The organism is Pseudomonas sp. St29 (genome assembly GCF_001547915.1).
Lineage (GTDB): Bacteria > Pseudomonadota > Gammaproteobacteria > Pseudomonadales > Pseudomonadaceae > Aquipseudomonas.
Genome location: NZ_AP014628.1, coordinates 2,302,010 through 2,324,529, shown reverse-complemented (window position 1 = coordinate 2,324,529; position 22,520 = coordinate 2,302,010). Strand labels below are relative to the sequence as shown.

Annotated in this window: 20 protein-coding genes and 4 tRNA genes; 8 read left to right on the top strand and 16 right to left on the bottom strand. The window is 56.9% G+C overall.

Features of this window, described 5'->3' with window-relative positions; all coding sequences use genetic code 11:
- Positions 1-39 precede the first annotated feature (39 nt).
- Both PST29_RS10600 and PST29_RS10595 read right to left on the bottom strand, forming a co-directional pair.
- Positions 40-669, bottom strand: coding sequence for a lytic polysaccharide monooxygenase auxiliary activity family 9 protein (locus tag PST29_RS10600; RefSeq protein ID WP_060838419.1), 630 nt, complete (start codon positions 667-669; stop codon positions 40-42).
- A gap of 330 nt (positions 670-999) precedes the next feature.
- Entirely contained in the window at positions 1,000-1,350 is a 351-nt protein-coding gene (locus PST29_RS10595) for a hypothetical protein (protein ID WP_060843009.1), read from the bottom strand.
- 398 nt (positions 1,351-1,748) lie between these two features.
- Between PST29_RS10595 and PST29_RS10590 the strand changes: the two genes are divergently transcribed.
- From PST29_RS10590 to PST29_RS30825, 7 genes are all read left to right on the top strand, one after another.
- Positions 1,749-2,882: an RNA ligase RtcB family protein gene (locus PST29_RS10590; protein WP_060843008.1), complete on the top strand. Its 1,134-nt coding sequence runs from the start codon at positions 1,749-1,751 to the stop codon at positions 2,880-2,882.
- On the top strand, positions 2,882-3,499 hold the full coding sequence (gene prfH, locus PST29_RS10585) for a peptide chain release factor H (protein WP_060845090.1): 618 nt from the start codon (positions 2,882-2,884) through the stop codon (positions 3,497-3,499). The genes PST29_RS10590 and prfH overlap by 1 nt, the downstream gene beginning before the upstream one ends.
- A gap of 499 nt (positions 3,500-3,998) precedes the next feature.
- Positions 3,999-4,181, top strand: coding sequence for a transposase (locus tag PST29_RS30845; RefSeq protein ID WP_082729205.1), 183 nt, complete (start codon positions 3,999-4,001; stop codon positions 4,179-4,181).
- Positions 4,182-4,235: 54 nt separating this feature from the next.
- Positions 4,236-4,694 (top strand): IS3 family transposase, encoded by a 459-nt coding sequence (locus tag PST29_RS30840; RefSeq protein ID WP_082729204.1) that lies wholly within the window; start codon positions 4,236-4,238, stop codon positions 4,692-4,694.
- A complete protein-coding gene (locus PST29_RS32725; RefSeq protein WP_082729203.1) occupies positions 4,695-4,913 on the top strand; it encodes a DDE-type integrase/transposase/recombinase in 219 nt (72 codons plus the stop codon).
- 9 nt (positions 4,914-4,922) lie between these two features.
- Positions 4,923-5,153, top strand: a complete 231-nt coding sequence (locus tag PST29_RS32720; protein ID WP_159426277.1) for an IS3 family transposase — start codon at positions 4,923-4,925, stop codon at positions 5,151-5,153.
- Between the two features lie 1,778 nt (positions 5,154-6,931).
- Positions 6,932-8,869, top strand: coding sequence for an acyltransferase family protein (locus PST29_RS30825; RefSeq protein ID WP_082729201.1), 1,938 nt, complete (start codon positions 6,932-6,934; stop codon positions 8,867-8,869).
- A gap of 1,003 nt (positions 8,870-9,872) precedes the next feature.
- On the opposite strand, the gene PST29_RS10570 is transcribed toward PST29_RS30825, so the two are convergent.
- Both PST29_RS10570 and PST29_RS10560 read right to left on the bottom strand, forming a co-directional pair.
- Positions 9,873-11,023 (bottom strand): IS3 family transposase gene (locus tag PST29_RS10570; protein WP_148659615.1). Its coding sequence is split into 2 segments (ribosomal slippage): positions 9,873-10,786 and positions 10,786-11,023, totalling 1,152 coding nucleotides; the frame shifts between segments, so codons are not numbered across the junction.
- 276 nt (positions 11,024-11,299) lie between these two features.
- Positions 11,300-11,376 (bottom strand) — tRNA-Val (locus PST29_RS10560).
- Between the two features lie 187 nt (positions 11,377-11,563).
- On the opposite strand from PST29_RS10560, the gene PST29_RS10555 reads away from it, so the two are divergent.
- On the top strand, positions 11,564-12,847 hold the full coding sequence (locus tag PST29_RS10555) for an NAD(P)/FAD-dependent oxidoreductase (RefSeq protein WP_060838416.1): 1,284 nt from the start codon (positions 11,564-11,566) through the stop codon (positions 12,845-12,847).
- Between the two features lie 196 nt (positions 12,848-13,043).
- On the opposite strand, the gene PST29_RS10550 is transcribed toward PST29_RS10555, so the two are convergent.
- The 12 genes from PST29_RS10550 to truA form a co-directional block, all read right to left on the bottom strand.
- Positions 13,044-13,120 (bottom strand) — tRNA-Asp (locus PST29_RS10550).
- Between the two features lie 101 nt (positions 13,121-13,221).
- Positions 13,222-13,298 (bottom strand) — tRNA-Asp (locus PST29_RS10545).
- Between the two features lie 58 nt (positions 13,299-13,356).
- Positions 13,357-13,432: transfer RNA gene (locus tag PST29_RS10540), tRNA-Val, on the bottom strand.
- Between the two features lie 167 nt (positions 13,433-13,599).
- The gene (locus PST29_RS10535) at positions 13,600-14,376 is read right to left on the bottom strand and encodes an SDR family oxidoreductase (RefSeq protein WP_060843006.1); all 777 of its coding nucleotides are present in this window, start codon (positions 14,374-14,376) and stop codon (positions 13,600-13,602) included.
- Positions 14,373-15,584 carry an O-succinylhomoserine sulfhydrylase gene (locus PST29_RS10530; RefSeq protein WP_016968005.1) on the bottom strand — a complete coding sequence of 404 codons (1,212 nt, stop codon included), beginning with the start codon at positions 15,582-15,584 and terminating at the stop codon, positions 14,373-14,375. The genes PST29_RS10535 and PST29_RS10530 overlap by 4 nt, the downstream gene beginning before the upstream one ends.
- 36 nt (positions 15,585-15,620) lie before the next feature.
- Positions 15,621-17,126, bottom strand: a complete 1,506-nt coding sequence (gene purF / locus PST29_RS10525; protein WP_060838413.1) for an amidophosphoribosyltransferase — start codon at positions 17,124-17,126, stop codon at positions 15,621-15,623.
- 41 nt (positions 17,127-17,167) lie between these two features.
- Complete coding sequence (locus PST29_RS10520; protein ID WP_016968003.1) at positions 17,168-17,725, bottom strand: CvpA family protein; 558 nt, start codon at positions 17,723-17,725, stop codon at positions 17,168-17,170.
- Between the two features lie 98 nt (positions 17,726-17,823).
- Positions 17,824-18,483: an SPOR domain-containing protein gene (locus PST29_RS10515; RefSeq protein ID WP_060843005.1), complete on the bottom strand. Its 660-nt coding sequence runs from the start codon at positions 18,481-18,483 to the stop codon at positions 17,824-17,826.
- Entirely contained in the window at positions 18,467-19,774 is a 1,308-nt protein-coding gene (gene folC, locus PST29_RS10510; protein WP_060843004.1) for a bifunctional tetrahydrofolate synthase/dihydrofolate synthase, read from the bottom strand. Before folC ends, PST29_RS10515 begins: the two co-directional genes overlap by 17 nt.
- Positions 19,771-20,691: an acetyl-CoA carboxylase, carboxyltransferase subunit beta gene (accD, locus tag PST29_RS10505; RefSeq protein ID WP_060838410.1), complete on the bottom strand. Its 921-nt coding sequence runs from the start codon at positions 20,689-20,691 to the stop codon at positions 19,771-19,773. The genes folC and accD overlap by 4 nt, the downstream gene beginning before the upstream one ends.
- Positions 20,692-20,950: 259 nt before the next feature.
- Entirely contained in the window at positions 20,951-21,583 is a 633-nt protein-coding gene (locus tag PST29_RS10500; protein ID WP_060843003.1) for a phosphoribosylanthranilate isomerase, read from the bottom strand.
- Positions 21,584-21,646: 63 nt separating this feature from the next.
- Positions 21,647-22,471: a tRNA pseudouridine(38-40) synthase TruA gene (gene truA, locus PST29_RS10495; RefSeq protein ID WP_060838408.1), complete on the bottom strand. Its 825-nt coding sequence runs from the start codon at positions 22,469-22,471 to the stop codon at positions 21,647-21,649.
- Between the last annotated feature and the right edge of the window lie 49 nt (positions 22,472-22,520).

The following is a 22,520-nucleotide window of genomic DNA, read 5'->3' as shown; positions in this document are numbered from 1 at the left end:
ATCCTTGAGAACGGATAAATAACTTTGCAAGCCCGCAACTTACTTGAAGTCCAGATCGAACGCCTGATAGAACCCATTGCCGGTATTGGCAACTATCCACACCAACACCACAACATGATGGCCTTTCTTGTTTTTCGGCAGTACAACTTCATGATGGGTCTTGGCCTTGAGCACCGAACCAAACTTGTCGAACGGGACTTCAGTATAAAAGTCCTGATAAAAAGCCTGGGGCTCCAGTTGTGCACGGCTGATACGCTGCTTCGGGTCCCAGCCATCTTTGGTGATGAACCAGCTGTAACCACGGGTGACGTGAGGCGCGGTGTATTCCCACTGCACGCGAAAGACCTGACCCGGATCGACACTGAGCAGCGGCCAGTTGAATGCACGGTTGAGCTTCTTCGACATCTCATCGTTGGTGAAGTTGATGCAGTCGCGCTCATCAACCTTGCCACCGCTGAGAATATGGCCGTCTGCGGGTGGTACGGCGCTTGCCACATCGCTGTCGTAGGGTTTCGGGAAGGGACCGGCGACCAGGGACGGGAAGTTTTTCCCCCCTTCCATCTCATTCACCTGCCAGGTCCCCAGCAGCCCCAGTTCCACCGCGACCGAGCCACGACTGGAAGGCGACACGATGCGACCATGTTTAAGTTGAGCTTGTGGCTTATTCATATCTTTCACTCCATTGATTAATTAAGTTCGCTCCTCGTTGAGCACCTTTAACTTAGCGCACTTTTATCGACTTGTTTCACGCACCCGCAAACTAACCAATCAGGACAATATGCAAAAGCCTGCGCCAGCCCTATTAAACCCTGGACTTTCCGATTTGAACTGACAACTTGAAGAGTCAATGTATTACACGCTTTTCTACAGCAGGACTTGTTCTTTCACTTTATGAAAAACCCCAAACAGCCCAACTAACACCGAAAAAGCGCCCAGCAGAAAAAACAAACCCGGCCATTGCCGGGTTCGTCCTGAAAAACACCTGAAGCCATCCATTGTCTATAGGCAGGTTGCCAACGCCGCGAGACGGCGCTTCGAGACCGCGTTGTCCTCGACTGCATAGTAGTGAATGGCGGTTCCAGAAGGCTCGACCTTGATGTCCACGAAGGATTCGGCGGCGCGGGTATACACCGTGTAGCCACCGCCCTTGCCCGGCTGCAGATAAGCCGCAGCATCAACACCGAAAACCGCTTCATCCTGCCAGGCGAACTGTACGCACTGCGCCACCAGTTGATCGGCCTTGGCCGAGCTCAGGGTCTTGTTGGGCGTTCTGGCCCGAGCGTCGTCCATGATGGAACCCGCACAGCCGGCCAACAAACCCGCAACCATCACCGCCATCAACACCCGCATGCTGCCACCTCGTCCATAAAACGCGAGAGTATCGCTCAGGCGACAGAAAAAAGGCGTCAGACAGAAGAAAAAACCTACTGCAAGGCAAGCGCCATCCTGACCGCCCTCAACCAAGGCCTGCAGCAACGGCCTCGCCCCCCAGGCCATGGCTTTAACGGCCCTGCCACAAGGACCGGCGTTGTTTATTCGGGACTCCCCATTGTCATGGTCCAGCCGAAGGTTTAACCTTCGCGCCCCTTCCCACACTTTTGCCAAGGAGATCCACCATGCAACAGCTGATCACCCCTTGCAGGACGTGCCTGGTTTAAACGCTGTATCCGCTACCCGCTAGCGCCTTCGCTTAATCCCGCTTCGTCCTGCCACTACCTGACTACTTTTTTTCCAATCAGGAATTGGACATGGACACTTGCATCCGTCATTTGTCGAACGGCGTCTCACTGATCGCCTCAGACACCACCTGGATCGAAGATAAAGCGCTCCAACAACTGCAAACCACCGCTCAACTGCCCGGCATGCGCCAGGTGGTCGGCATGCCGGACCTGCACCCAGGCCGAGGCTACCCCGTGGGAGCAGCATTCTTTTCCACCGAGATGGCCTACCCGGCCCTGGTGGGCAACGACATCGGCTGCGGCATGACGCTGTGGCAAACCGACCTCTCCTGCAGCCGCCTCAACCTCGACAAGCTGGAGAAGAAAATCGACAACATCGACCTCCCCCTGGATGAACAGTGGGATGAAGAGCGAGCGCAGTTGGGACTGCCCATCAACGGTCATGAACACTCACTGGGCACCATCGGTGGCGGCAATCACTTCGCCGAGCTGCAACAGCTCGATCAGGTGTACGACGCCAGCGCCCTGCAGGCCCTGGAGCTGAATCCCAAAGCCTTGTTGCTGCTGGTGCATAGCGGCTCCCGGGGCCTGGGAGAAGCCATCCTGCGGCGTCATGTGGACCAGCACGGGCACAACGGCCTGGTAATGGCCAGCGCCGCCGGCGCCCAGTACTTGCAAGAGCACGACGCCGCCCTGCGCTTCGCCGAGGCCAACCGGCGATTGATCGCCGAACGCCTGCTGTACAACCTGCGGGCCAAGGGACGCTCGATACTGGACATCAACCACAACCTGGTATCGCCAGCCAATGTCGACGGTGTTACGGGCTGGCTGCATCGCAAGGGCGCTACGCCGTCGGACCAGGGGCCGGTGGTCATCCCGGGCTCCAGGGGCGACTACAGCTATCTGGTTCATCCGATACCGGCCACTGCCAGCCTCTACTCCCTGGCCCACGGCGCCGGGCGCAAATGGCTGCGCAGCGATTGCAAGGGCAGGCTGGCGGCGCGCTTCAGCTTCGACCAGCTCAAGCGCACTCAACTGGGCAGCCGGGTGATCTGCGAAGACCGCGGATTGATGTACGAGGAAGCCCCTGAAGCCTACAAGAGCATCGACAGCGTGGTCGGCAGCCTGAGGGATGCCGGCCTGGTGCAGATCATCGCGCGGCTCAAGCCGGTGCTGACCTACAAACGCCGGGGGTGCTGCTGATGCTGCTGTTACAGCTGTCTTCCGCTCAGGGACCCGTCGAGTGCGAACTGGCGGTGACCAGGGCCCTGCAACTCTTGTATCGCGAAGCCGAGGCACAAAACGTGCGCGCCAGCCTCGTCGAGCAGGTGGCCGGCCAGGGCCGCGGCACCTGCAGGTCGGTACTGGTCAGCCTTGATGGGGAACAGGCTGCGGGACTGGCCGAACGCTGGACCGGCACCCTGCTCTGGACCTGCAAGAGCCCTTATCGCCCCGGACACAAACGCAAGAACTGGTATTTCGCCGGCCAACTGTTCAAGGCTCAAGAGGACAGCATGGACAGCGCCATCCGCTTTGAAGCCATGCGTGCATCAGGTCCGGGCGGGCAACACGTGAACACCACGGACTCTGCGGTGCGCGCCACGCACCTGGCCAGTGGCATCAGCGTGAAAGTGCAGTCAGAACGCAGCCAGCACGACAACAAGCGCGTTGCGCGCCTGCTGATTCTGCAACGCCTGGCTGAGCGGCAACAGCAATCTGCCGAGGCGCTGCGCCTGCAACGCCGCGATGCCCACCACAGCGTGGAGCGCGGCAACCCGGTGCGCAGCTTCCACGGCGACCGGTTCACTCCTCAGAACTGATCATCCCTCCCCGGGGAGTCGTGCCTGACCACGACTCCCCGGCGCGGAACTGACGAGCACAACGCTGAAAAGACCAGAGCGCACGTAAAAGATCTTCAACCCGCCCGGTAACCGGCTCCACAGCAGGACGGGCGCTTGCAACAGCGCCAACGACAAACAGCAGAACCTTTGAAGGCGAGGACCAACAGGAGTATCGGCAACCCCAGCTCCAACGCTTCGAAAGCGGCCGAGAATCAACGGCATAGAAACGGGTGGATCAACCCACAGGACAATCCACAAACGCCAGGATGGGCGCCGCATGAAAAGGCCTCTCTGAATGCACCGAAGGAACTGATGCGACGAGCAACCAGCAACATCGCCAAGCCGCTGATCAAGAATGGGTAGGCGTTCTGCCAAATGCCCTGACGCTTCATCCCCGACCTGGCCTGCGCACTCTGGCCTGCCCCGTGCTGAGTGGACACTGACTTAAGGTGGATAATCTCCACCGCAAGGAGTGTTCATGACCCAGACTAGACGACGTTTTCCCGAATCCTTCAAACGCGAGGTGGCAGACCAGGTGCTTGCCGGTACGCCGCTTCGTCATGTAGCCGAGACGCTGGGCATCTCTGAAAGCCTGTTGGGCAAATGGAAGCGCCAGTATGAGCAGCAAGGTGACGATGCCTTTCCGGGCAACGGCAAGTAGCGGGGCGAGAACGCGGAGCTTCGTCGCTTACGTCAGCAGTTGCCGCAGGTCACCATGGAACGCGATGCATTAAAAAGGCACTCGCATCTTCTCGCAGCCCACGAAGTGAAGCTTCGTGCCATTGAGGCGTTGGCCGGTCGCTATCCCGTAGCACCGATGTGCCGGCTGCTGCAGGTATCCCGCAGCGGTTTCTATGCCTGGCAGCAGCGGCTTCCCTCGGCGAGAGAGATGGCGAATTGGCGTCTGAGCAAGGAGATCCGCAGCATCCACCACGAGGTGAAGGGGATCTATGGCCATCGCCGAATCAAGGCAGAGTTGGCGGCCATGGGGCATGCGTGTGGCCGACGCCGAGTCGCTCGACGGATGCGCGAAGCCGGCCTGCGTGTTCGTTCGCGCAAGCGTTGGCGACTGGTTTCCAGCAGTCGTCATGCTCTGCCGATTGCCCCGAATCACCCGGATCGCCAGTTCGCCTCGGATCGCGCCAATCGGCACTGGGTCTCGGACATGACCTAAGTGCGAACGGCCCGAGGATGGCTGTATCTGGCCGTCGTGCTTGATCTCTATTCACGCGCTGTCGTCGATTGGGCGATGCACTACCGGATGCAGCTGGCCCTAGTGCATGCTGCTCTGGAGATGATTGTTGTACGCAGACAGTCGAAAGAACAAGTGTTGCTGCACTCGGATCGTGGCAGCCAATACTGCGCGTACGATTACCAGGCCTTGCTTCGGTGACATCGAATCGTGCCCAGCCATTCACGTCCTGGGAACTGCTGGGACAACGCCGCGATGGAGAGTTTCTTCCGTTCGCTGAAGGCTGATCGGGTGTACCTGACTCGCTACGGCAGCTACCAGGAGGCAAAAACCGACCTGTTCGACTACATCCGCTTTTACAATCACCGCCGTCGCCACTCGACGTTGGGCTATCTCAGTCCAATGGAGTTTGAGCTGCGAAATGCGAGCAGTAGCTCTTAATTGCCTGTCCATCAGGTCCGGGACATGCCACTTTTCTGTTACCTATGTGGTTGTCCCGTTCAAAGGGGTGCACCTATCGGTGAACCCCTTCTAGACCGCCCAGCAGAGCGGATTTTGTTTGGAAGGCGCGATTGGACTCGAACCAACGACCCCACCATGGCAATGTGAGTGCGGAACCTATACATGTGATTGATATAAAAGGAAGGCATATCCATTTCATCTGCCTCCGAAAACGCAGAATTTTTATAACAATCAATAACCTGGCGTTGGATAGTCCTACAGTATTTGCCGTACCCGCCGTCCCGCCAACAAACATCATTCCCAAATTTGACGCGCCTCGAACACTGCTTGTGCATACAGTATTCGAGTTAACCCATCATGAATATCGATGAAGAAACCTCCGCGTGGCGCGAATGTCTTACGCCCCTCAAAATTTACAAGTATTAGCGCGCCATACTCGAAGAAAAACTCACCTAGTATCAAGCGCAGTTGAACAATGCTCGAAAGAATATCGCTGGCATTGTCCAAATGAGCAATGCACTAGCCATAGGAAAAGCCTCCGCCAAGACAGCACTCAGAAAGGCGCTCGCCTATGTGTGGGCAGGCTCAACCGGCACAACTCAGAGTTGGATGCGGATAGATGGCCCGAGTCCGTACTGGATCAGTCTAATCAGACGCTCAGGGATTACCATCTGCTGCTGAGGGAGTTAAAGGGAGAACAATTAACCCGACATGAGCCTGGCACGCCCTTAGTGCGAGCAGTCCTTGGTAGCGGCAATAATTCGTTAAGTATGTACTGGGTCAAGTTTCGCTCACTCGACTCCATGAACCATGCCACAGATGCCAGGTCAGCAAGCATTTAGCAGCCAACAACTGAATCAGCGGCGTCGAGAAGGGTTCACAGGTGAGTATAAGAAGTGGCAAGGCGATCGAGTAGAGCACCCTGGTTGCATGATCATCGGGTAATTCGCTGGTGTGTTGTTGCTCCTGAACGCGAGCTATTGCTCGGTGGCACGGTGCTTTTCCTGCTCGACAAGCTTCGCGCCCGTGCGGCAATCCTGCACCACCAAAACCAATGGTATCGCTAGTAGTATCCTGACCAGGATCTGCCAGGGCGCCATTATTGCTCACACTCCCAACTGGACAGGTCAATGCCTAATACGCCAACTTGTGTGCGCAGTCACCGCGGAACTGAATGCGGCTATAGGTCGCGATCGAATGGCAAAATCTTGGGACGTCCGACCAGTTGTATCTTGACCAGAACGTACGGCGTAAATGTAGTAGCCTCAGTGCTTCAGTTTTACCCCCAACACACGCCTGAGCAGGCGACATTGGAAATGCCGCAAACCATTTCACCTCCCGGACACTCAAAAAAAGTCCCCTTCCTTGGCCTAAACCAGAATCCAACACCCGGAAAACCTGATAAAGCCCGTGCCGCTCACACCAGAACCTTCAATGCCCCCCGGTATAGCGCCTGGCGGTTGGCAAGGTCGTTGACTCCCTTGATACAGTAGTGATCTTAAGGAAGCCCCCTGGCCTACGTGCATGTTCTAGCGTTTCGTGGACCAAGCCAAACCGCCGACATCGGCGACTTACTAAGCAGCTCCAGGTTCAATACCCCTCTTCTACGCGGCGTAGTTCGTCCCGCTACTGATCTGGATCAGATTCCGACCACAATAGTTGGAGCCGTCCCCCATAAAAATGACTGATACGAATCATGTTCATGTGTACAATCCGAAAACCTGTGACTCGTCCACTTGAAATACTGAGTACAACTTATGCAAAGCAAAAATACTGTCTATCGACCGGATATTGATGGCCTGCGCGCAATTGCCGTCATTCTAGTCATTCTCTTCCATTATGAACTTGGAGTTCCAGGTGGCTTTATTGGAGTTGATGTATTCTTCATCATATCAGGTTTTTTAATCACCGATGTAATCATAAATGCGATAAGAGAAAGTAGATTTTCATTTTATGACTTTTATACAAAGAGACTACTAAGACTTCACCCAGCACTTATCGCAACTATATCTATTTCGCTAGGCGTCGGCTACCTGATAATGGACCCAGCATCGTTAAGCAACCTAGCCAGATCGGCCCAGCACTCAATCTTCGCAACATCCAACTTCTATTTCTGGCTAAATCAGGGATATTTCGATGCGGCCGCTCAGACTCAACCGCTACTACATACATGGTCTCTTGCTGTCGAATGGCAGTTTTACATAATCTGGCCATTTATGGTCTGGATGGCATTACGAGTGTCGGAAAAATTTTTCCTACGAGCTCTCCTCGCAACAACAATAATTTCATTAATCGCATCGCAACTAATGCTCCATCGCCATGCTTCCGCATCATATTTTATGATGCCCTTCCGTTTTTTTGAACTTTCCATTGGTGCAATTTTAGTTTTTTTCGTCCGACATCGAGCTAACAACGCCATTGAGTCGGCGATTACAATTTTCGGAATTACTCTAATTATAAGTGCCGCACTAACCTTTGATAGTAGCTCCCCTTTCCCCGGCCTGCGAGCATTAATTCCTTGCCTTGGAGCGGCGGCATGCATCTATGGCGCCCGTTCCAGAGTTGGGGCCGTACTGCGATCCTGGCCAATGGTAAAAATCGGTGTTATTTCTTATTCAATCTACTTGGTTCATTGGCCCATACTTGTATTTTACAAATATTACACTTTTGAAAAAATAGTAACAACAGAAAAAATATACCTCCTTTTTTTATCAATAGCTTTCGGAGCCGTATTATACACATCTATTGAACGCTTATTCATAAAAACGAAAGCCCGGATTAACCTCGCGGGCATTACAGCGATGATAACTTCAATAGCGCTGCTATCTTATGGAAACCACTTAATCATCGAAAGCAAGGGCGCCTCATCAAGGATACATAAAGAGCTTCTAACCCCAGGACTTCTAAAAGTGGTGTCAGACCCTATAGAATTTCATATCAATAATTACGGCGGGCACGGTTACGAGCTAGATAATACTTTAGGAGAAATAAGCGGTAAAAAAATTGCAGTCATGGCCGGAGATAGCTTCGGGCTTCAATATGCAAGCGGTATGGACAAAATTCTACATGATAGAGACGAGTACATATCCGGCTTTTTCAGGCATGGCTGCATAATGTCAACCAGATATACAAGATTAATGAATAACACCCCCAGGCAAGCCTGTAAAGACGCTTACAAATTGGCGTTATCCGAACTAAAAGACAACAATCTTCCACTAATACTAGCTCATAGTTGGGAGGACTACAGTAACATTATCGCCAACAGCGATGGCATTAATAGCCAACAAAATGGAACAAGCTATTTCGAAGTCATAGAAGACATACTGACAAGCGCCAGACATGAAATAGGCAATCGAAAATTATTTATAATTGGAAGCCAGCCATATATGCGCGCAACAATGGGCTCCGCACTTTGCATTCTGCGCCCAACCTACATTGCTCAGCCGTGTACAAAATGGCTAAAATACCCAATTGAACTCTCTACTGCCTACAAAACAAACAAGCTACTTAAAAAGTTTGCCGACACTCACCCAAATACGTTCTATATTGACGCGACCCCCACCCTATGCAAGGCTGGAATCTGTACTACCATACTAGATGGAAAGCTTATGTACTCGGACGCGAGTCACTTATCAATTGCTGGATCAGTCCTCACATCAAAGCAAATACTAGACAACATTAAAAATTCAAAATAAACACTAAAAAGTCATAAAAAATATGAACGCTATTTTTTAAGATAATGTAGCATACCACCAACAGTATGTCCTCGAAAAATTTTAGCGTATAAATATAAAGGCCTGACCTTATAACTCATGGGTATCACTCTCAAAAAATCTTCAGACCTTGTGATAATTTCTGGGAGCTCCGGCTGACTTTGAGTTCTACTTACTGTCACCCGGAATTACCTCCCAAAGCTTTAGATCGACGACACCTACATCAATTCAATAGGACCCTGTAGTAGCGTGATGCATATTGCTGCATTCGAAGAACAACTTATCAAAGTTTATTCGATATTCAACCAGCAGATTTTCTTTCGTTTGCGACAGAGCAATTACTTGGATAGGGGCGTTACCACAACACACGACCCCCTTTAAATTTTTTGCCAGATCAATTGATCTATGCTTCTCTCAACAGCGCAACTCATACACTATCCTCCTACCCCTCTTTGACAACCTGACCCGAACCAGAAGCAACATCTACCACCCAATAAATATTCAAGCATTCAAGTAGGATGCTAGAAAGTGTGATTTATGTGCCTATCCTGAATTACCCTAACCTGAGGAGGTTGCTGGATATCTGACATTTGGATACACCCCGGAGTTTGAGCTGCGGAGTGTCGATAATTTGGACCACATCATCTAAATTGCAATCACAGCTAGAGAAAGCACTGCGCAAGTAATGTTTTTTGCAATTGAACCACTTAAAAATAGGGCTTTACCCAATAAAAGCTAGGAAATCGAGCTCAGCACTGCGGTAATTTTGTAGCTCAGCCACTATCCGGGCCGCCCAATATAGCTCATCAGGTATTTATTGGCTGCAGCACACCCACCTCACCTAGCCAATCCCAGCCCTGCACCTATAACCAGAAGATATGATCGGTGCCTTAGAGCAAGGAGACAAAAGCGTAGATGTAGTAGTACCGTCCTATATCACCCTAACGCTGTAGCACGTGGAGATGGTTGAATCGCCCCGGTTTTTTTAGACACCCTGCAAGCTCATTGCGTAACGCTTTTCAAACTCTACCGGCGACAGCTGATTGTTGAAACCATGACGACGTTTCGCGCTGTAGAACATCTCGATGTAATCAAACACATCACTACGTGCACCTTCCCGTGTGGGGTAGATTTTCCGCTTGATCCGTTCCCGTTTCAGAAGCTGGAAAAAGCTCTCGGCCACGGCATTGTCATGACAGTTGCCTCGACGACTCATGCTGGCAACCAAATTGTTCGCCTTCAAAAAGCTGCGCCAATCGGAGCTGCTGTATTGGCTGCCTTGGTCGGAGTGAACCATCAGCTCCTGTTTCGGTTTACGCCTCCAAACCGCCATCAATAACGCATCAATTGCCAAATCACTGGTCATCTGCGACTTCATTGACCAGCCAACGACCTGACGAGAAAACATATCCAGCACCACTGCCAAATACAGCCAGCCTTCATACGTACGAATGTAGGTGATGTCGGTGACCCAAACCTTGTTGGGTTCTACGACATCGAACTGGCGCTTCAGCAAATTGGGTGAGGCTACCGCTGGCTTACCGCCGTACTTTCCAGGGCGACTTCGATACCCTGTCTGAGAGCGCAGCCCTTCAAGACGCATCAGCCTCGCCACACGATGGCGACCACAGTCTTCTCCGACCTCGCGCAGATCATCATGGATTTTTCGATACCCATAAACGCCGCCGCTCTCCAGCCATGAGTGCTTGATCAAACCCAGCAGTCGCTGATCGTCTTTAGCTCGTGCAGATTGCGGCTCAGACAGCCAGGCGTAATAACCGCTGGGATGGACTTTCAGCGTCAGGCAAAGCCGTCGAATCGAATAGTCGCCCGTGCGCTGTTTGATAAAGGCGTACTTCAGCCGCACTCCTTGGCAAAGTACGCGGCGGCCTTTTTTAATATGTCTCGCTCTTCAGTCACCCGCTTGAGTTCCGCTCGAAGACGACGCAGCTCAGCGTGCTGATCATCATCCTGCTGCCGTTCTTCTTGAGGTTTGCTGTAGCGCTTTATCCAGGCATAGAGGCTATGCGTCGACACGCCGAGACGAGCCGCTACATCAGCGACAGGCAGCTTCTTTTCGGTCACTTGATTGACCGCTTGGATTTTGAATTCTTCGGGGTAACGCGGGTTGCTCATGGCACCTCCTAATTGGCCTCAGTTTAAGGCAAAGAGGTGTCTAAGAAACCCGGGGCGATTCAACCACCTAGACAAGATAGTGAACGAGCCATGTATATCAATGGGTTAGGTAGAGTCGTTCACAAATCTGAGTGTGAATAGGGGGTAGATGCAAGTGTACGTTCACATTACCTATGTGTGAACGAAGCCTATAATTTGTGAACGTTTTCTTAGGCAAAGAAAAAGGGGAACCCTTTCGGATTCCCCTTCACACCGCCCAGCAGAGCGGATTTTGTTTGGTAGGCGCGATTGGACTCGAACCAACGACCCCCACCATGTCAAGGTGGTGCTCTAACCAACTGAGCTACGTGCCTGCTGTGAGGCGGCATTCTACGGAATTCCAAAGGGGTGTCAACACCTTTTTTGCAGCTAAGCCTATGAATATGCGAATTTTTTAATTTCGGCGCCCGGAAGAAGTTTTTCCTTCTGTCTGGTAGCGCTTTTACAACTCAGGTAGCATCGACGCACTCGTAAAATATATTAAACACATGAGGTCGCAGGATGGCGCATATTCCCTACCCACAGTCCTACTACGCCGCATCCGCCAATGCAGCTCCGGAACGCCCGCTGCTGCAAGGCGAAGTGGAAACCGATATCTGCGTGATCGGTGCGGGTTATACCGGTCTGTCCAGCGCCCTGTTTCTCCTGGAAAACGGCTTTCGCGTAACAGTGCTGGAAGCTGCCAAGGTCGGCTTTGGTGCCTCCGGGCGCAATGGCGGACAGATCGTCAACAGCTATAGCCGCGACATCGACGTGATCGAGCGCAGTGTCGGGCCCAAGCAAGCACAACTGTTGGGGCAAATGGCGTTCGAGGGCGGCCGGATCATTCGCGAGCGGGTAGCCAAGTACCAGATCCAGTGCGACCTGAAAGACGGCGGCGTGTTCGCTGCACTGACCAGCAAGCAGATGGGCCACCTGGAGTCGCAGAAGCGCCTGTGGGAGCGCTACGGCCACACTCAACTGGAATTGCTGGACGAGCGACGGATTCGCGAAGTCGTGGCTTGTGATCAATACAAGGGCGGCATGCTCGACATGAGCGGCGGCCACATCCACCCGCTGAACCTGGCACTGGGCGAAGCGGCGGCCGTGGAATCCCTGGGCGGCACCATCTATGAACAATCCCCGGCAGTACGCATCGAGCGCGGGGCCAATCCCGTCGTCCATACTCCACAGGGTAAAGTCCGCGCCAAGTTCATTATCGTCGCCGGCAACGCCTACCTGGGCAATCTGATCCCGGAACTGGCCGCCAAATCCATGCCTTGCGGCACTCAGGTGATCACTACCGAGCCCCTGGGCGACGAACTGGCAGCCAGCCTGCTCCCTCAGGACTACTGCGTCGAAGACTGCAACTACCTGCTGGACTATTACCGCCTCAGCGGCGACAAGCGCCTGATTTTCGGCGGCGGCGTGGTCTACGGCGCTCGCGACCCGGCCAACATCGAGGCGATCATCCGACCGAAGATGCTCAAGGCGTTCCCGCAACTGAAAAACGTCAAGATCGACTACGCCTGGACCGGCAACTTCCTGCTGACCTTGTCGCGCCTGCCCCAGGTGGGCCGCCTGGGCGACAACATCTACTACTCCCAAGGCTGCAGCGGCCACGGCGTGACCTATACCCACCTGGCGGGCAAAGTGCTGGCCGAAGCCTTGCGCGGCCAGGCAGAGCGCTTTGACGCTTTCGCCGACCTGCCCCACTACCCCTTCCCTGGCGGTCAGCTGCTGCGCACGCCATTCACCGCCCTGGGCGCCTGGTACTACAGCCTTCGCGACAAGCTTGGCTTCTGATAGCCCGAGTTTTTCGCAGCCACAAAAAAACCGCCGAACAGGCGGTTTTTTATGCTCAAACAACAGGTATTGCAAAAAGGCAAATTCCGAAAACAAAAAACCCCGGTCTTTCGACCAGGGCCTTTGCTATCGATGCGAACCAAGCCTGTAGCTTGCTTCGTTGCTTCAAGGCGTTCAGTGGTCCTTGAGGCTGATATGGCGCAGCGGACGGGACTCGAACCCGCGACCCCCGGCGTGACAGGCCGGTATTCTAACCGACTGAACTACCGCTGCGTATCGCTTGGACTTGCGTCCATGTGAATCGTTTAAATCGTCTGAAAGAAGAGCTTCGAGGCTTTTCGATCTCAAACCAGGCGAGCCTGGCTTGGAAAATATGGCGCAGCGGACGGGACTCGAACCCGCGACCCCCGGCGTGACAGGCCGGTATTCTAACCGACTGAACTACCGCTGCGCGTCGGTTGGAGGCTTCCGTGGAAGCTTCCGTCTTTCTTGCGAAAGACACTCAGGAATGGTGGGTGATGACGGGATCGAACCGCCGACCCTCTGCTTGTAAGGCAGATGCTCTCCCGGCTGAGCTAATCACCCTTTGCTTCGCTTAGGCCGCGAAATTTACGCAGGTAACGAAGCTAAGTCAATAGCAGGCTTGAAGTTTTTTTAAAAAAACAGCGGAAGCGCCCAACTGTCAGCTGCAAGAAAAAAGCGGCTGGCACGCAACCGCACTACCCACTTGCCGCTTAAAGCCTGGCGCAGCCCTAGGCCTGATAAATCATTTTCTTGGTCATGCCACCGTCCACCACAAACTCTTGGCCGGTGACAAAACCCGAATTACGCGACAGCAGCCAGGCCACCATGGACGCCACATCCTCCACCGTCCCTACCCTGCCCGCAGGATGCTGGGCGTGATCGGCATCGGATAAGGGCTCGGCACGCCGCACCGCGGGATCACGCGCGTCGATCCAGCCAGGGCTCACGGCATTGACCCGGATCTCCGGCCCCAGACTGATGGCCAGGGCATGGGTCAGGGCCAACAGACCGCCCTTGCTGGCCGCATAGGCTTCGCTATCGGGCTCCGATTGCCGAGCCCGGGTCGACGCCAGATTGACAATGGAACCGCCATGGGCGCGCAGATACGGCGCGCAATGCTTGGCCAGCAGCATGGGACCACCGAGATTCACCGCCAGCACCCGACTCCAGTAAGCCAGATCCAGGCTTTCCAAAGTGATGTTGTGCGGATCAGCCACCGCGGCGTTGCACACCAGAGCGTCCAGGCGCCCGAACTGCCCCAGCACCTCGGCCACGCCCTGCGCCACCTGCTCCTCATCCGCCACATCCATGGTGATGAACCAGGCATTCTCGCCCATCACCCTGGACACCTTGGAGCCGCGCTCCCGGTCCACATCGGTCAGCACCACCTGCCAGCCTTCGCTGATCAGCCAGGCAGCGATGCCCAAGCCAATGCCCCGTGCCGCACCAGTCACCAGCGCAACACGTCCGTTGCCGCCACCCTGAGGCGTGGACAACTCGATCACAAGGCTGCCAACCCACGAGCCAGGTCGGCCTGCAGATCAGCCACGTCCTCCAGGCCGACCGCAATACGGATCAGACTGTCGCGAATACCGGCCGCTTCACGCTCCTGCGGCGCCAGGCGGCCGTGGGATGTGGTGCTCGGATGGGTGATGGTGGTTTTGCTGTCACCCAGGTTGGCGGTGATCGAAATCAGCCGAGTGGCATCGATAAAGCGCCAGGCGCCCTCTTTGCCACCCTTGACCTCGAAGCTCACCACCGCACCGAAACCACGCTGCTGACGCTTGGCCAGTTCGTGTTGCGGGTGGCTGGCAAGACCGGCGTAGTGCACCTTCTCGACACCGTCCTGCTGCTCAAGCCACTGCGCCAGGGCCAGAGCATTGGCACAGTGGGCACGCATCCGCAGGCTCAGGGTTTCCAGGCCCTTGAGGAAGATCCAGGCATTGAACGGACTCAGGGTCGGCCCCGCAGTGCGCAGAAAGCCCACCACTTCTTTCATCTGCTCGCTGCGTCCAGCGACCACGCCCCCCATGCAACGACCCTGGCCGTCGATGAACTTGGTGGCCGAATGCACCACCACGTCCGCGCCCAGCTTCAAGGGTTGCTGCAGGGCCGGGGTGCAGAAGCAGTTGTCGACCACCAGCATCGCACCCTTGGCATGCGCCAGTTCAGCCAAGGCGGCGATATCCACCAGCTCGGCCAGCGGATTGGAGGGGGATTCGACAAACAGCAGCTTGGTGTTGCTCTTGATCGCCGCATCCCACCCGGACAGGTCCGCCAGGGGCACGTAATCGACTTCAACACCAAAACGCTTGAAGTACTTCTCGAACAAGCTGATGGTCGAGCCGAACACGCTGCGCGATACCAGTACGTGATCGCCGGCACTGCACAAACTCATGACCACCGAGAGAATGGCCGCCATGCCGGTGGCCGTGGCGACCGCCTGTTCAGCACCCTCCAGCGCCGCGATGCGCTCTTCGAACGAGCGCACCGTAGGGTTGGTGTAACGCGAATAGACGTTGCCCGGCACTTCGCCGGCGAACCGTGCAGCCGCGTCGGCGGCTGTGCGGAACACATAGCTGGACGTGAAGAACATCGGATCACCGTGCTCGCCTTCCGGCGAACGGTGCTGGCCGGCGCGCACCGCCAGGGTATCGAACGCTACGCCTTCAAGGTCGCTGTCCAGCCGACCGGCATCCCAATCCTGACTCATGCCGCCTACTCCTAATGTCTTCTTAAATGCTCTGGATCAGTTGTTGTACAGATCGATGATGGCGCTGACCGCCTGGGTCTTGGCCTTGGACGCATCGTTGCGAGCGTTCTCGATCTTGTTCAGATAGGCCTCGTCGACGTCGCCGGTGACGTACTTGCCGTCGAACACCGCGCAGTCGAAGTTCTCGATCTTGATCTTGCCGCCACCGACCGCCTCGATCAGGTCCGGCAGGTCCTGGTAGATCAGCCAGTCAGCGCCGATCAGGTCAGCCACGTCCTGGGTCGAGCGATTGTGAGCAATCAACTCGTGGGCGCTAGGCATGTCGATGCCGTAGACGTTCGGGTAACGAACTGCCGGAGCCGCCGAGCAGAAGTAGACGTTCTTCGCGCCGGCTTCACGGGCCATCTGGATGATCTGCTTGCAGGTGGTCCCGCGAACGATGGAGTCGTCCACCAGCATCACGTTCTTGCCGCGGAACTCCAGCTCGATGGCATTGAGCTTCTGGCGCACGGATTTTTTCCGCGCTGCCTGGCCCGGCATGATGAAGGTACGGCCGATGTAGCGGTTCTTGACGAAACCTTCGCGGAACTTGACCCCCAGGTGGTTGGCCAGCTCCAGCGCGGCGGTACGGCTGGTGTCGGGAATCGGAATCACCACGTCGATATCGTGCTGCGGACGCTCGCGCAGGATCTTCTCGGCCAGCTTCTCGCCCATGCGCAGCCGCGCCTTGTACACCGAGACACCGTCGATGATCGAGTCGGGACGGGCCAGGTAGACGTGTTCGAAGATGCATGGAGTGAGCTGCGGATTGGTCGCGCACTGGCGGGTGTAGAGCTTGCCCTCTTCAGTGATGTAGACCGCTTCGCCCGGAGCCAGGTCGCGAATCAGGGTAAAGCCCAATACATCCAGGGAAACGCTTTCCGAGGCGATCATGTATTCCACGCCCTCGTCGGTATGACGCTGGCCGAAAACGATCGGGCGGATGCCGTGGGGATCACGGAAACCGACGATGCCGTAACCGGTGATCATGGCCACCACCGCGTAACCACCGACGCAACGGTTGTGCACGTCAGTCACCGCAGCAAACACGTCTTCCTCGGTCGGTTGCAGCTTGCCGCGCTGGGCCAGCTCGTGAGCGAACACGTTGAGCAACACTTCGGAGTCGGAGTTGGTGTTGACGTGGCGCAGGTCGGACTCGTAGATCTCCTTGGCCAATTGTTCAACATTGGTCAGGTTGCCGTTGTGCGCCAGGGTGATGCCATAAGGCGAGTTGACGTAGAACGGCTGGGCCTCGGCCGAGGTCGAGCTGCCCGCGGTTGGATAACGCACATGACCGATACCCATGTGACCCACCAGGCGCTGCATGTGCCTTTGCTGGAACACATCACGCACCAGGCCATTGTCCTTGCGCAGGAATAACCGGCCATCATGGCTGGTCACGATACCGGCAGCGTCCTGGCCGCGGTGCTGGAGGACGGTTAGCGCGTCATACAGCGCCTGATTGACGTTCGACTTACCGACGATACCGACGATGCCACACATGCGACGCAACCCCTACTTAATGAAACTGAACTGAACCCATCTTACTGAGGCGTTTTGGCCGGTAAGAGGTGCTCCTTGAACGGTATTTCAGCGGGTACGCTGATACCGCTGGCCAGCCACTGACTGCTCCACCCCAGGATGAGGTTCTTGGACCAGTCTGCAACCAATAGAAATTGTGGCACCAGCCGCGACTGCTGCCACCAGGAATCCTGCTGTACCGGCCCCAGGCTCAAGAGCCCGACTGCCACGACCACCAGCAGCGCGCCACGCGCCGCGCCGAAGGCCATGCCGAGGAATCGATCGGTCCCGGAGAGGCCGGTGACGCGAATCAATTCGCCGATGAGATAGTTGACCATTGCCCCCACCAGCAAGGTGGCGACAAACATGATTGCGCAGCCCGCGATCACGCGAGCCGAGGGAGTTTCGATATAACCGCCGAGGTACTCGGACAGTGAGCCACCAAACATCCAGGCAACGACTCCTGCGATGATCCAGGTAAGCAACGACAAGGCTTCTTTGACGAAACCGCGGCTCAAGCTGATCAAAGCGGAGATGGCGATTATTGCAACGATCGCCCAGTCAACCCAGGTAAATGGCACAGTGCAGCCTACAGACGGATAAGGCGGCGCATTTTAACAGAGCGCTTGGCTGTCGGTAAGCTGCGATTCACTGTGCTTTTGAAATCAGCCAGATAGCCTCAGCCACGCTCCGGCTGGAAGCGCACCACAAACCCCTTTAGGTTGTGCTGACGACCCAACAGGTCACGCAGACGATCAGCCTCGGCCCGCTCGATCAGCGGCCCGACGAATACCCGGTTCTTGCCTTCGGCGGAACGGATATATGCGTTATAGCCCTGACTGCGCAGGGTTTTCTGCAGGTTTTCCGCACCTTCCCGACTCGACAGGCTAGCCAGCTGTACCGACCAGCTGATAGAGAGGCCATTGGCATCGATCCGGCTCTGACTGGTGTCAGGCTTGGCGGCGGCAATCGGCTGGGCTGGCGCCGGGGTCGGCACAGGCGCAGGCGCAGGCTTTGGCACCGGCTTGCTCGCCACGGCAGGCGCCGGAGCCACCGCCGGCGCACTCGGGGCAATCGGCATGGAAGGCGCAACCTGCTGCACCACCGGCTCCTCGACAGGCACCGGCTCCTGAGGCAAGGCCTTGGGCTCAGGAACCACCACCGGCTCAACCTGAACCTGCGGCATGGCCGAGGCCTGCGGCACAGGTGGCGCCTCAACTGCTACGTGGCGCTGCTCATCCTCGCGCGAAAACAGCATCGGCAGGAAGATCACGGCCAAGGCCACCAACACCAGTGCTCCAACCATTCGCTGCTTGTAGACGTTATCCAGCATTGCCATGTGCAGCTTCCTCCGTGGAGCGCCGGGCGAGCCACTCAAGCGCCTCGGCGACACAATAAAAAGATCCGAACAGCAGAATTTCATCATCCGCGGTCGCTTGCGCGCATTGCGCTTCCAATGCCGCTGCAACACTGGCGTAGGACGCTACCGAAGCGCCAAGGCTCTCCAGCGCGACCTGCAGATCCTGCGCCGGGCGCGCCCTGGGCGAATCCAGCGGTGCCACCGCCCAGCTCTGGACCGAAGACTGCAGACACCCCACCACCCCCGGCAGATCCTTGTCCGCCAGCAGGCCAAATACCACCAGGCGCCGACCGTTCAGCGGTCGACGTGCCAGGCGCTCGGCCAGATACTGCGCGGCGTGGGGGTTGTGCCCCACATCCAGCAGCAGGTTCAGGCGCTTGCCCTGCCATTCGATCTGCCGACGATCCAGACGACCGGTTACCCGGGTCCGCTGCAGAGCCGCGCCAATCTGCTCAGGCTGCCAGGGCAACCCGGTAAGCAGGTAAGCCTGCAAGGCCAGTGCCGCGTTCTCCATGGGCAGATCGAGCAGCGGCAGATCCCGCAGCTCGACCTGATGACCCTGGGCATCCAGGCCGCGCCACTGCCAATGCTCTTCGGTCAGCGCCAGATCGAAATCCCGTCCCCGGAGGAAAAACGGACACCCCAGTTCCCGCGCCTTATCCAGCAGCGGTTGTGGCGGATTCAGGTCGCCACACAACGCGGGTGCACCGGCACGGAAGATCCCGGCCTTCTCAAAGGCCACCGACTCCCGGGAGTCCCCCAGGTACTCGATATGATCGACACCAATGCTGGTCACCAGCGCCAGGTCGGCATCCACCAGATTGACCGCATCCAGGCGCCCGCCCAGACCGACCTCCAGCACCACCGCATCCAGCGCCGCCCGCTGGAACAGCCAGAACGCCGCCAGCGTGCCCATTTCGAAATAGGTCAGGGAAGTGTCACCGCGTCCCGCCTCTACCGCCGCAAAGGCTTCACACAGCTGCTGATCGGAAGCCTCAAGACCATTGATCTGCACCCGCTCGTTGTAACGCAGCAGGTGCGGTGAACTGTAGACCCCCACCTGCAAGCCCTGGGCTCGCAGCAGGGAGGCGACAAAGGCACAGGTAGAGCCCTTGCCGTTGGTTCCGGTGACCGTGATCACCCGAGGCGCCGGCTTGCCCAGCCCCATCCGGGCCACTACCTGTTGCGAGCGCTCCAGCCCCATGTCGATGGCCGAAGGGTGCAACTGCTCAAGGTAGGCGAGCCAATCGCCCAGGGTGCGCTGGGTCATAGGTTTGCTGGAGCCGGCGGAACCACAATAGGTTCAACGGGTGCCGCGACAAACTCGGGCGTCGGCAGCCCCATCAGTTGAGCCAGCAGATTGCCCAGGCGCGGACGCAACTCCTGACGGGAAATGATCATGTCGATCGCCCCATGCTCCAGGAGGAACTCACTGCGCTGGAAGCCCTCGGGCAGCTTCTCCCGCACGGTCTGCTCGATGACCCGCGGACCGGCAAAGCCCACCAGGGCCTTGGGCTCGGCGACAATCACGTCACCCAGCATGGCCAGGCTGGCGGATACCCCACCGTAGACCGGGTCGGTCAGCACGGAGACGAAGGGAATGCCCTCTTCGCGCAGGCGCGCCAGCACCGCGGACGTCTTGGCCATCTGCATCAGGGAAATCAGCGCTTCCTGCATCCGCGCACCACCGGAGGCGGAGAAGCAGATCATCGGGCAACGGTTTTCCAGGGCGTAGTTGGCCGCACGAACGAAACGCTCGCCGACGATCGCCCCCATGGAGCCGCCCATGAAGGAGAACTCAAAGGCCGAGACCACCACCGGCATGCCCAGCAGGGTGCCGCTCATGGAAATCAGCGCGTCCTTCTCGCCAGTCTGCTTCTGTGCCGCGGTCAGGCGGTCCTTGTACTTCTTGCCGTCACGAAACTTCAGGCGATCCACTGGCTCCAGATCGGCGCCCAGCTCGGCACGCCCCTCGGCATCCAGGAAGATGTCGATGCGCGCCCGCGCGCCGATACGCATGTGGTGATTGCACTTGGGGCAAACATCCAGGGTCTTTTCCAGCTCCGGACGATAAAGCACCGCCTCGCAGGACGGGCACTTGTGCCACAGACCTTCAGGCACCGAGCTTTTCTTCACCTCGGAACGCATGATCGAAGGGATCAGTTTGTCTACTAACCAGTTGCTCATGCTTTCTTTCTCCAGTACCGGCGGCCCGAACGCTCTGGTTCGCAACCCCGCGTATGCCCTTGAGCTAAATTCATGTGTGCGGCGATGTTCACTTCGCTACCGCGGTCAGCACCGGGCTCGACCTGCCTGCAACGAAACGTTCCTCAGCCATCCCGACAACCCGCAATAGAGCGGTTGCCACTCGATTCCGGCCTCGCCTGAAGGCGACGCCTGCCTGTTTTGTACAGTGGTGTTATGGACGGCGGCAGACTGCCAGCCGTCACATCGACTCACTGCTGCGACGCACGGCCTGCATAAATGCCCGGATCTTGGCCGGATCCTTGATGCCCTTGCCCTGCTCGACTCCGCCGCTGACATCCACCGCATAAGGACGAACCTGGGCAATGGCCTGGGCAACGTTCTCCGCACTGAGGCCGCCGGCCAGGATGATAGGCTTGCTCACTTCCCGAGGAACCAGTGACCAGTCAAAAGCCTCGCCAGTTCCCCCCGGCACGCCCTCGACATAGGTATCCAGCAGAATTCCGCTGGCCTGCGGATACGCCAGGCAGGCCGCGGCAATATCATCTCCGGCCTTGACCCGTAGCGCCTTGATATAGGGACGGTGATAGCCGGCGCAATCGGCCGCCGACTCATCGCCGTGAAACTGCAGCAGATCCAGCGGTACGGCATCGAGGATCTCCCCCAGCTCGCAACGACTGGCATTGACGAACAGCCCGACCGTGGTCACGAACGGCGGCAGGGCGGCAATGATCGCCCGCGCCTGTTGCACCGACACCGCCCGCGGACTTTTGGCATAGAACACCAGACCAATGGCGTCAGCCCCCGCCTCCACGGCCGCCAACGCGTCTTCTATGCGGGTAATCCCACAAATCTTGCTGCGAACAGCTGACATGTCGTGTGAACCTCGGGGGCAAATTCGGAAAGTTCCGGATGGTAGCAAATGCTTTTCCGGGCGTCAGCCGTCAAGTTCAGGCCAACCGGTAAGGAAATGTGGCCCGATGTAGCGTTCTGGCAGCGCAAACTCGTCCTTGTACTCGACCTGAACCAGGTACAGGCCAAAAGGATGGGCGGTGACCCCGCCCGCGCGGCGAACCCGACTCTCCAGTACTTCCCGCGCCCACTCCACCGGGCGCTCGCCGGCACCAATGGTCATCAAGACCCCGGCAATATTGCGCACCATGTGATGCAGGAAGGCACTGGCACGAATGTCCAGGACGATCATCTTGCCGTGCCGGGTCACCCGCAGGTGATGAATCTCCTTGATCGGCGACTTGGCCTGGCACTGCCCCGCCCGAAAGGCACTGAAATCATGGGTGCCCAACAGAAACTGTGCGGCCTGGGCCATGCGCTCGGTATCCAGGGGGCGATGATTCCAGGTGACCTCTTCATTGAGATGAGCCGGACGGATCTGATCGTTGTAGATCACATAGCGATAACGCCGGGCTATGGCCTTGAACCGCGCATGGAAATGCGCGGGCATTTCCTGAGCCCAACTGACGCTGATGTCATGGGGCAGGTTGATATTGGCCCCCATGACCCATGCCTTCATCGAACGCACGGCCTGGGTGTCGAAGTGCACCACCTGACCGCAGGCATGTACACCGGCATCAGTGCGCCCCGCACAGGACACCAGCACGGGAGAGTCCGCGACTCTGGACAAGGCTTTCTCCAGAGTTTCCTGGACGCTGGGCACACCCGTGGCCTGACGCTGCCAACCGCGATAGCGCGACCCCTTGTATTCAACACCCAGAGCAATGCGGGAAAAGCCTTCGGCTGCCATTTCGGCTGCCGGGTTATCTATATTTGCCAAGAACTTACAGCCTGCTGAT

Coding starts and splice junctions, on each gene's coding strand:
- PST29_RS10600 (WP_060838419.1), bottom strand. CDS start 669: ATGAATAAGCCACAAGCTCAACTTAAACATGGTCGCATCGTGTCGCCT.
- PST29_RS10595 (WP_060843009.1), bottom strand. CDS start 1,350: ATGCGGGTGTTGATGGCGGTGATGGTTGCGGGTTTGTTGGCCGGCTGT.
- PST29_RS10590 (WP_060843008.1), top strand. CDS start 1,749: ATGGACACTTGCATCCGTCATTTGTCGAACGGCGTCTCACTGATCGCC.
- prfH (WP_060845090.1), top strand. CDS start 2,882: ATGCTGCTGTTACAGCTGTCTTCCGCTCAGGGACCCGTCGAGTGCGAA.
- PST29_RS30845 (WP_082729205.1), top strand. CDS start 3,999: ATGACCCAGACTAGACGACGTTTTCCCGAATCCTTCAAACGCGAGGTG.
- PST29_RS30840 (WP_082729204.1), top strand. CDS start 4,236: ATGGAACGCGATGCATTAAAAAGGCACTCGCATCTTCTCGCAGCCCAC.
- PST29_RS30825 (WP_082729201.1), top strand. CDS start 6,932: ATGCAAAGCAAAAATACTGTCTATCGACCGGATATTGATGGCCTGCGC.
- PST29_RS10555 (WP_060838416.1), top strand. CDS start 11,564: ATGGCGCATATTCCCTACCCACAGTCCTACTACGCCGCATCCGCCAAT.
- PST29_RS10530 (WP_016968005.1), bottom strand. CDS start 15,584: ATGAGTCAGGATTGGGATGCCGGTCGGCTGGACAGCGACCTTGAAGGC.
- purF (WP_060838413.1), bottom strand. CDS start 17,126: ATGTGTGGCATCGTCGGTATCGTCGGTAAGTCGAACGTCAATCAGGCG.
- PST29_RS10515 (WP_060843005.1), bottom strand. CDS start 18,483: ATGGCAATGCTGGATAACGTCTACAAGCAGCGAATGGTTGGAGCACTG.
- folC (WP_060843004.1), bottom strand. CDS start 19,774: ATGACCCAGCGCACCCTGGGCGATTGGCTCGCCTACCTTGAGCAGTTG.
- accD (WP_060838410.1), bottom strand. CDS start 20,691: ATGAGCAACTGGTTAGTAGACAAACTGATCCCTTCGATCATGCGTTCC.
- PST29_RS10500 (WP_060843003.1), bottom strand. CDS start 21,583: ATGTCAGCTGTTCGCAGCAAGATTTGTGGGATTACCCGCATAGAAGAC.
- truA (WP_060838408.1), bottom strand. CDS start 22,471: ATGGCAGCCGAAGGCTTTTCCCGCATTGCTCTGGGTGTTGAATACAAG.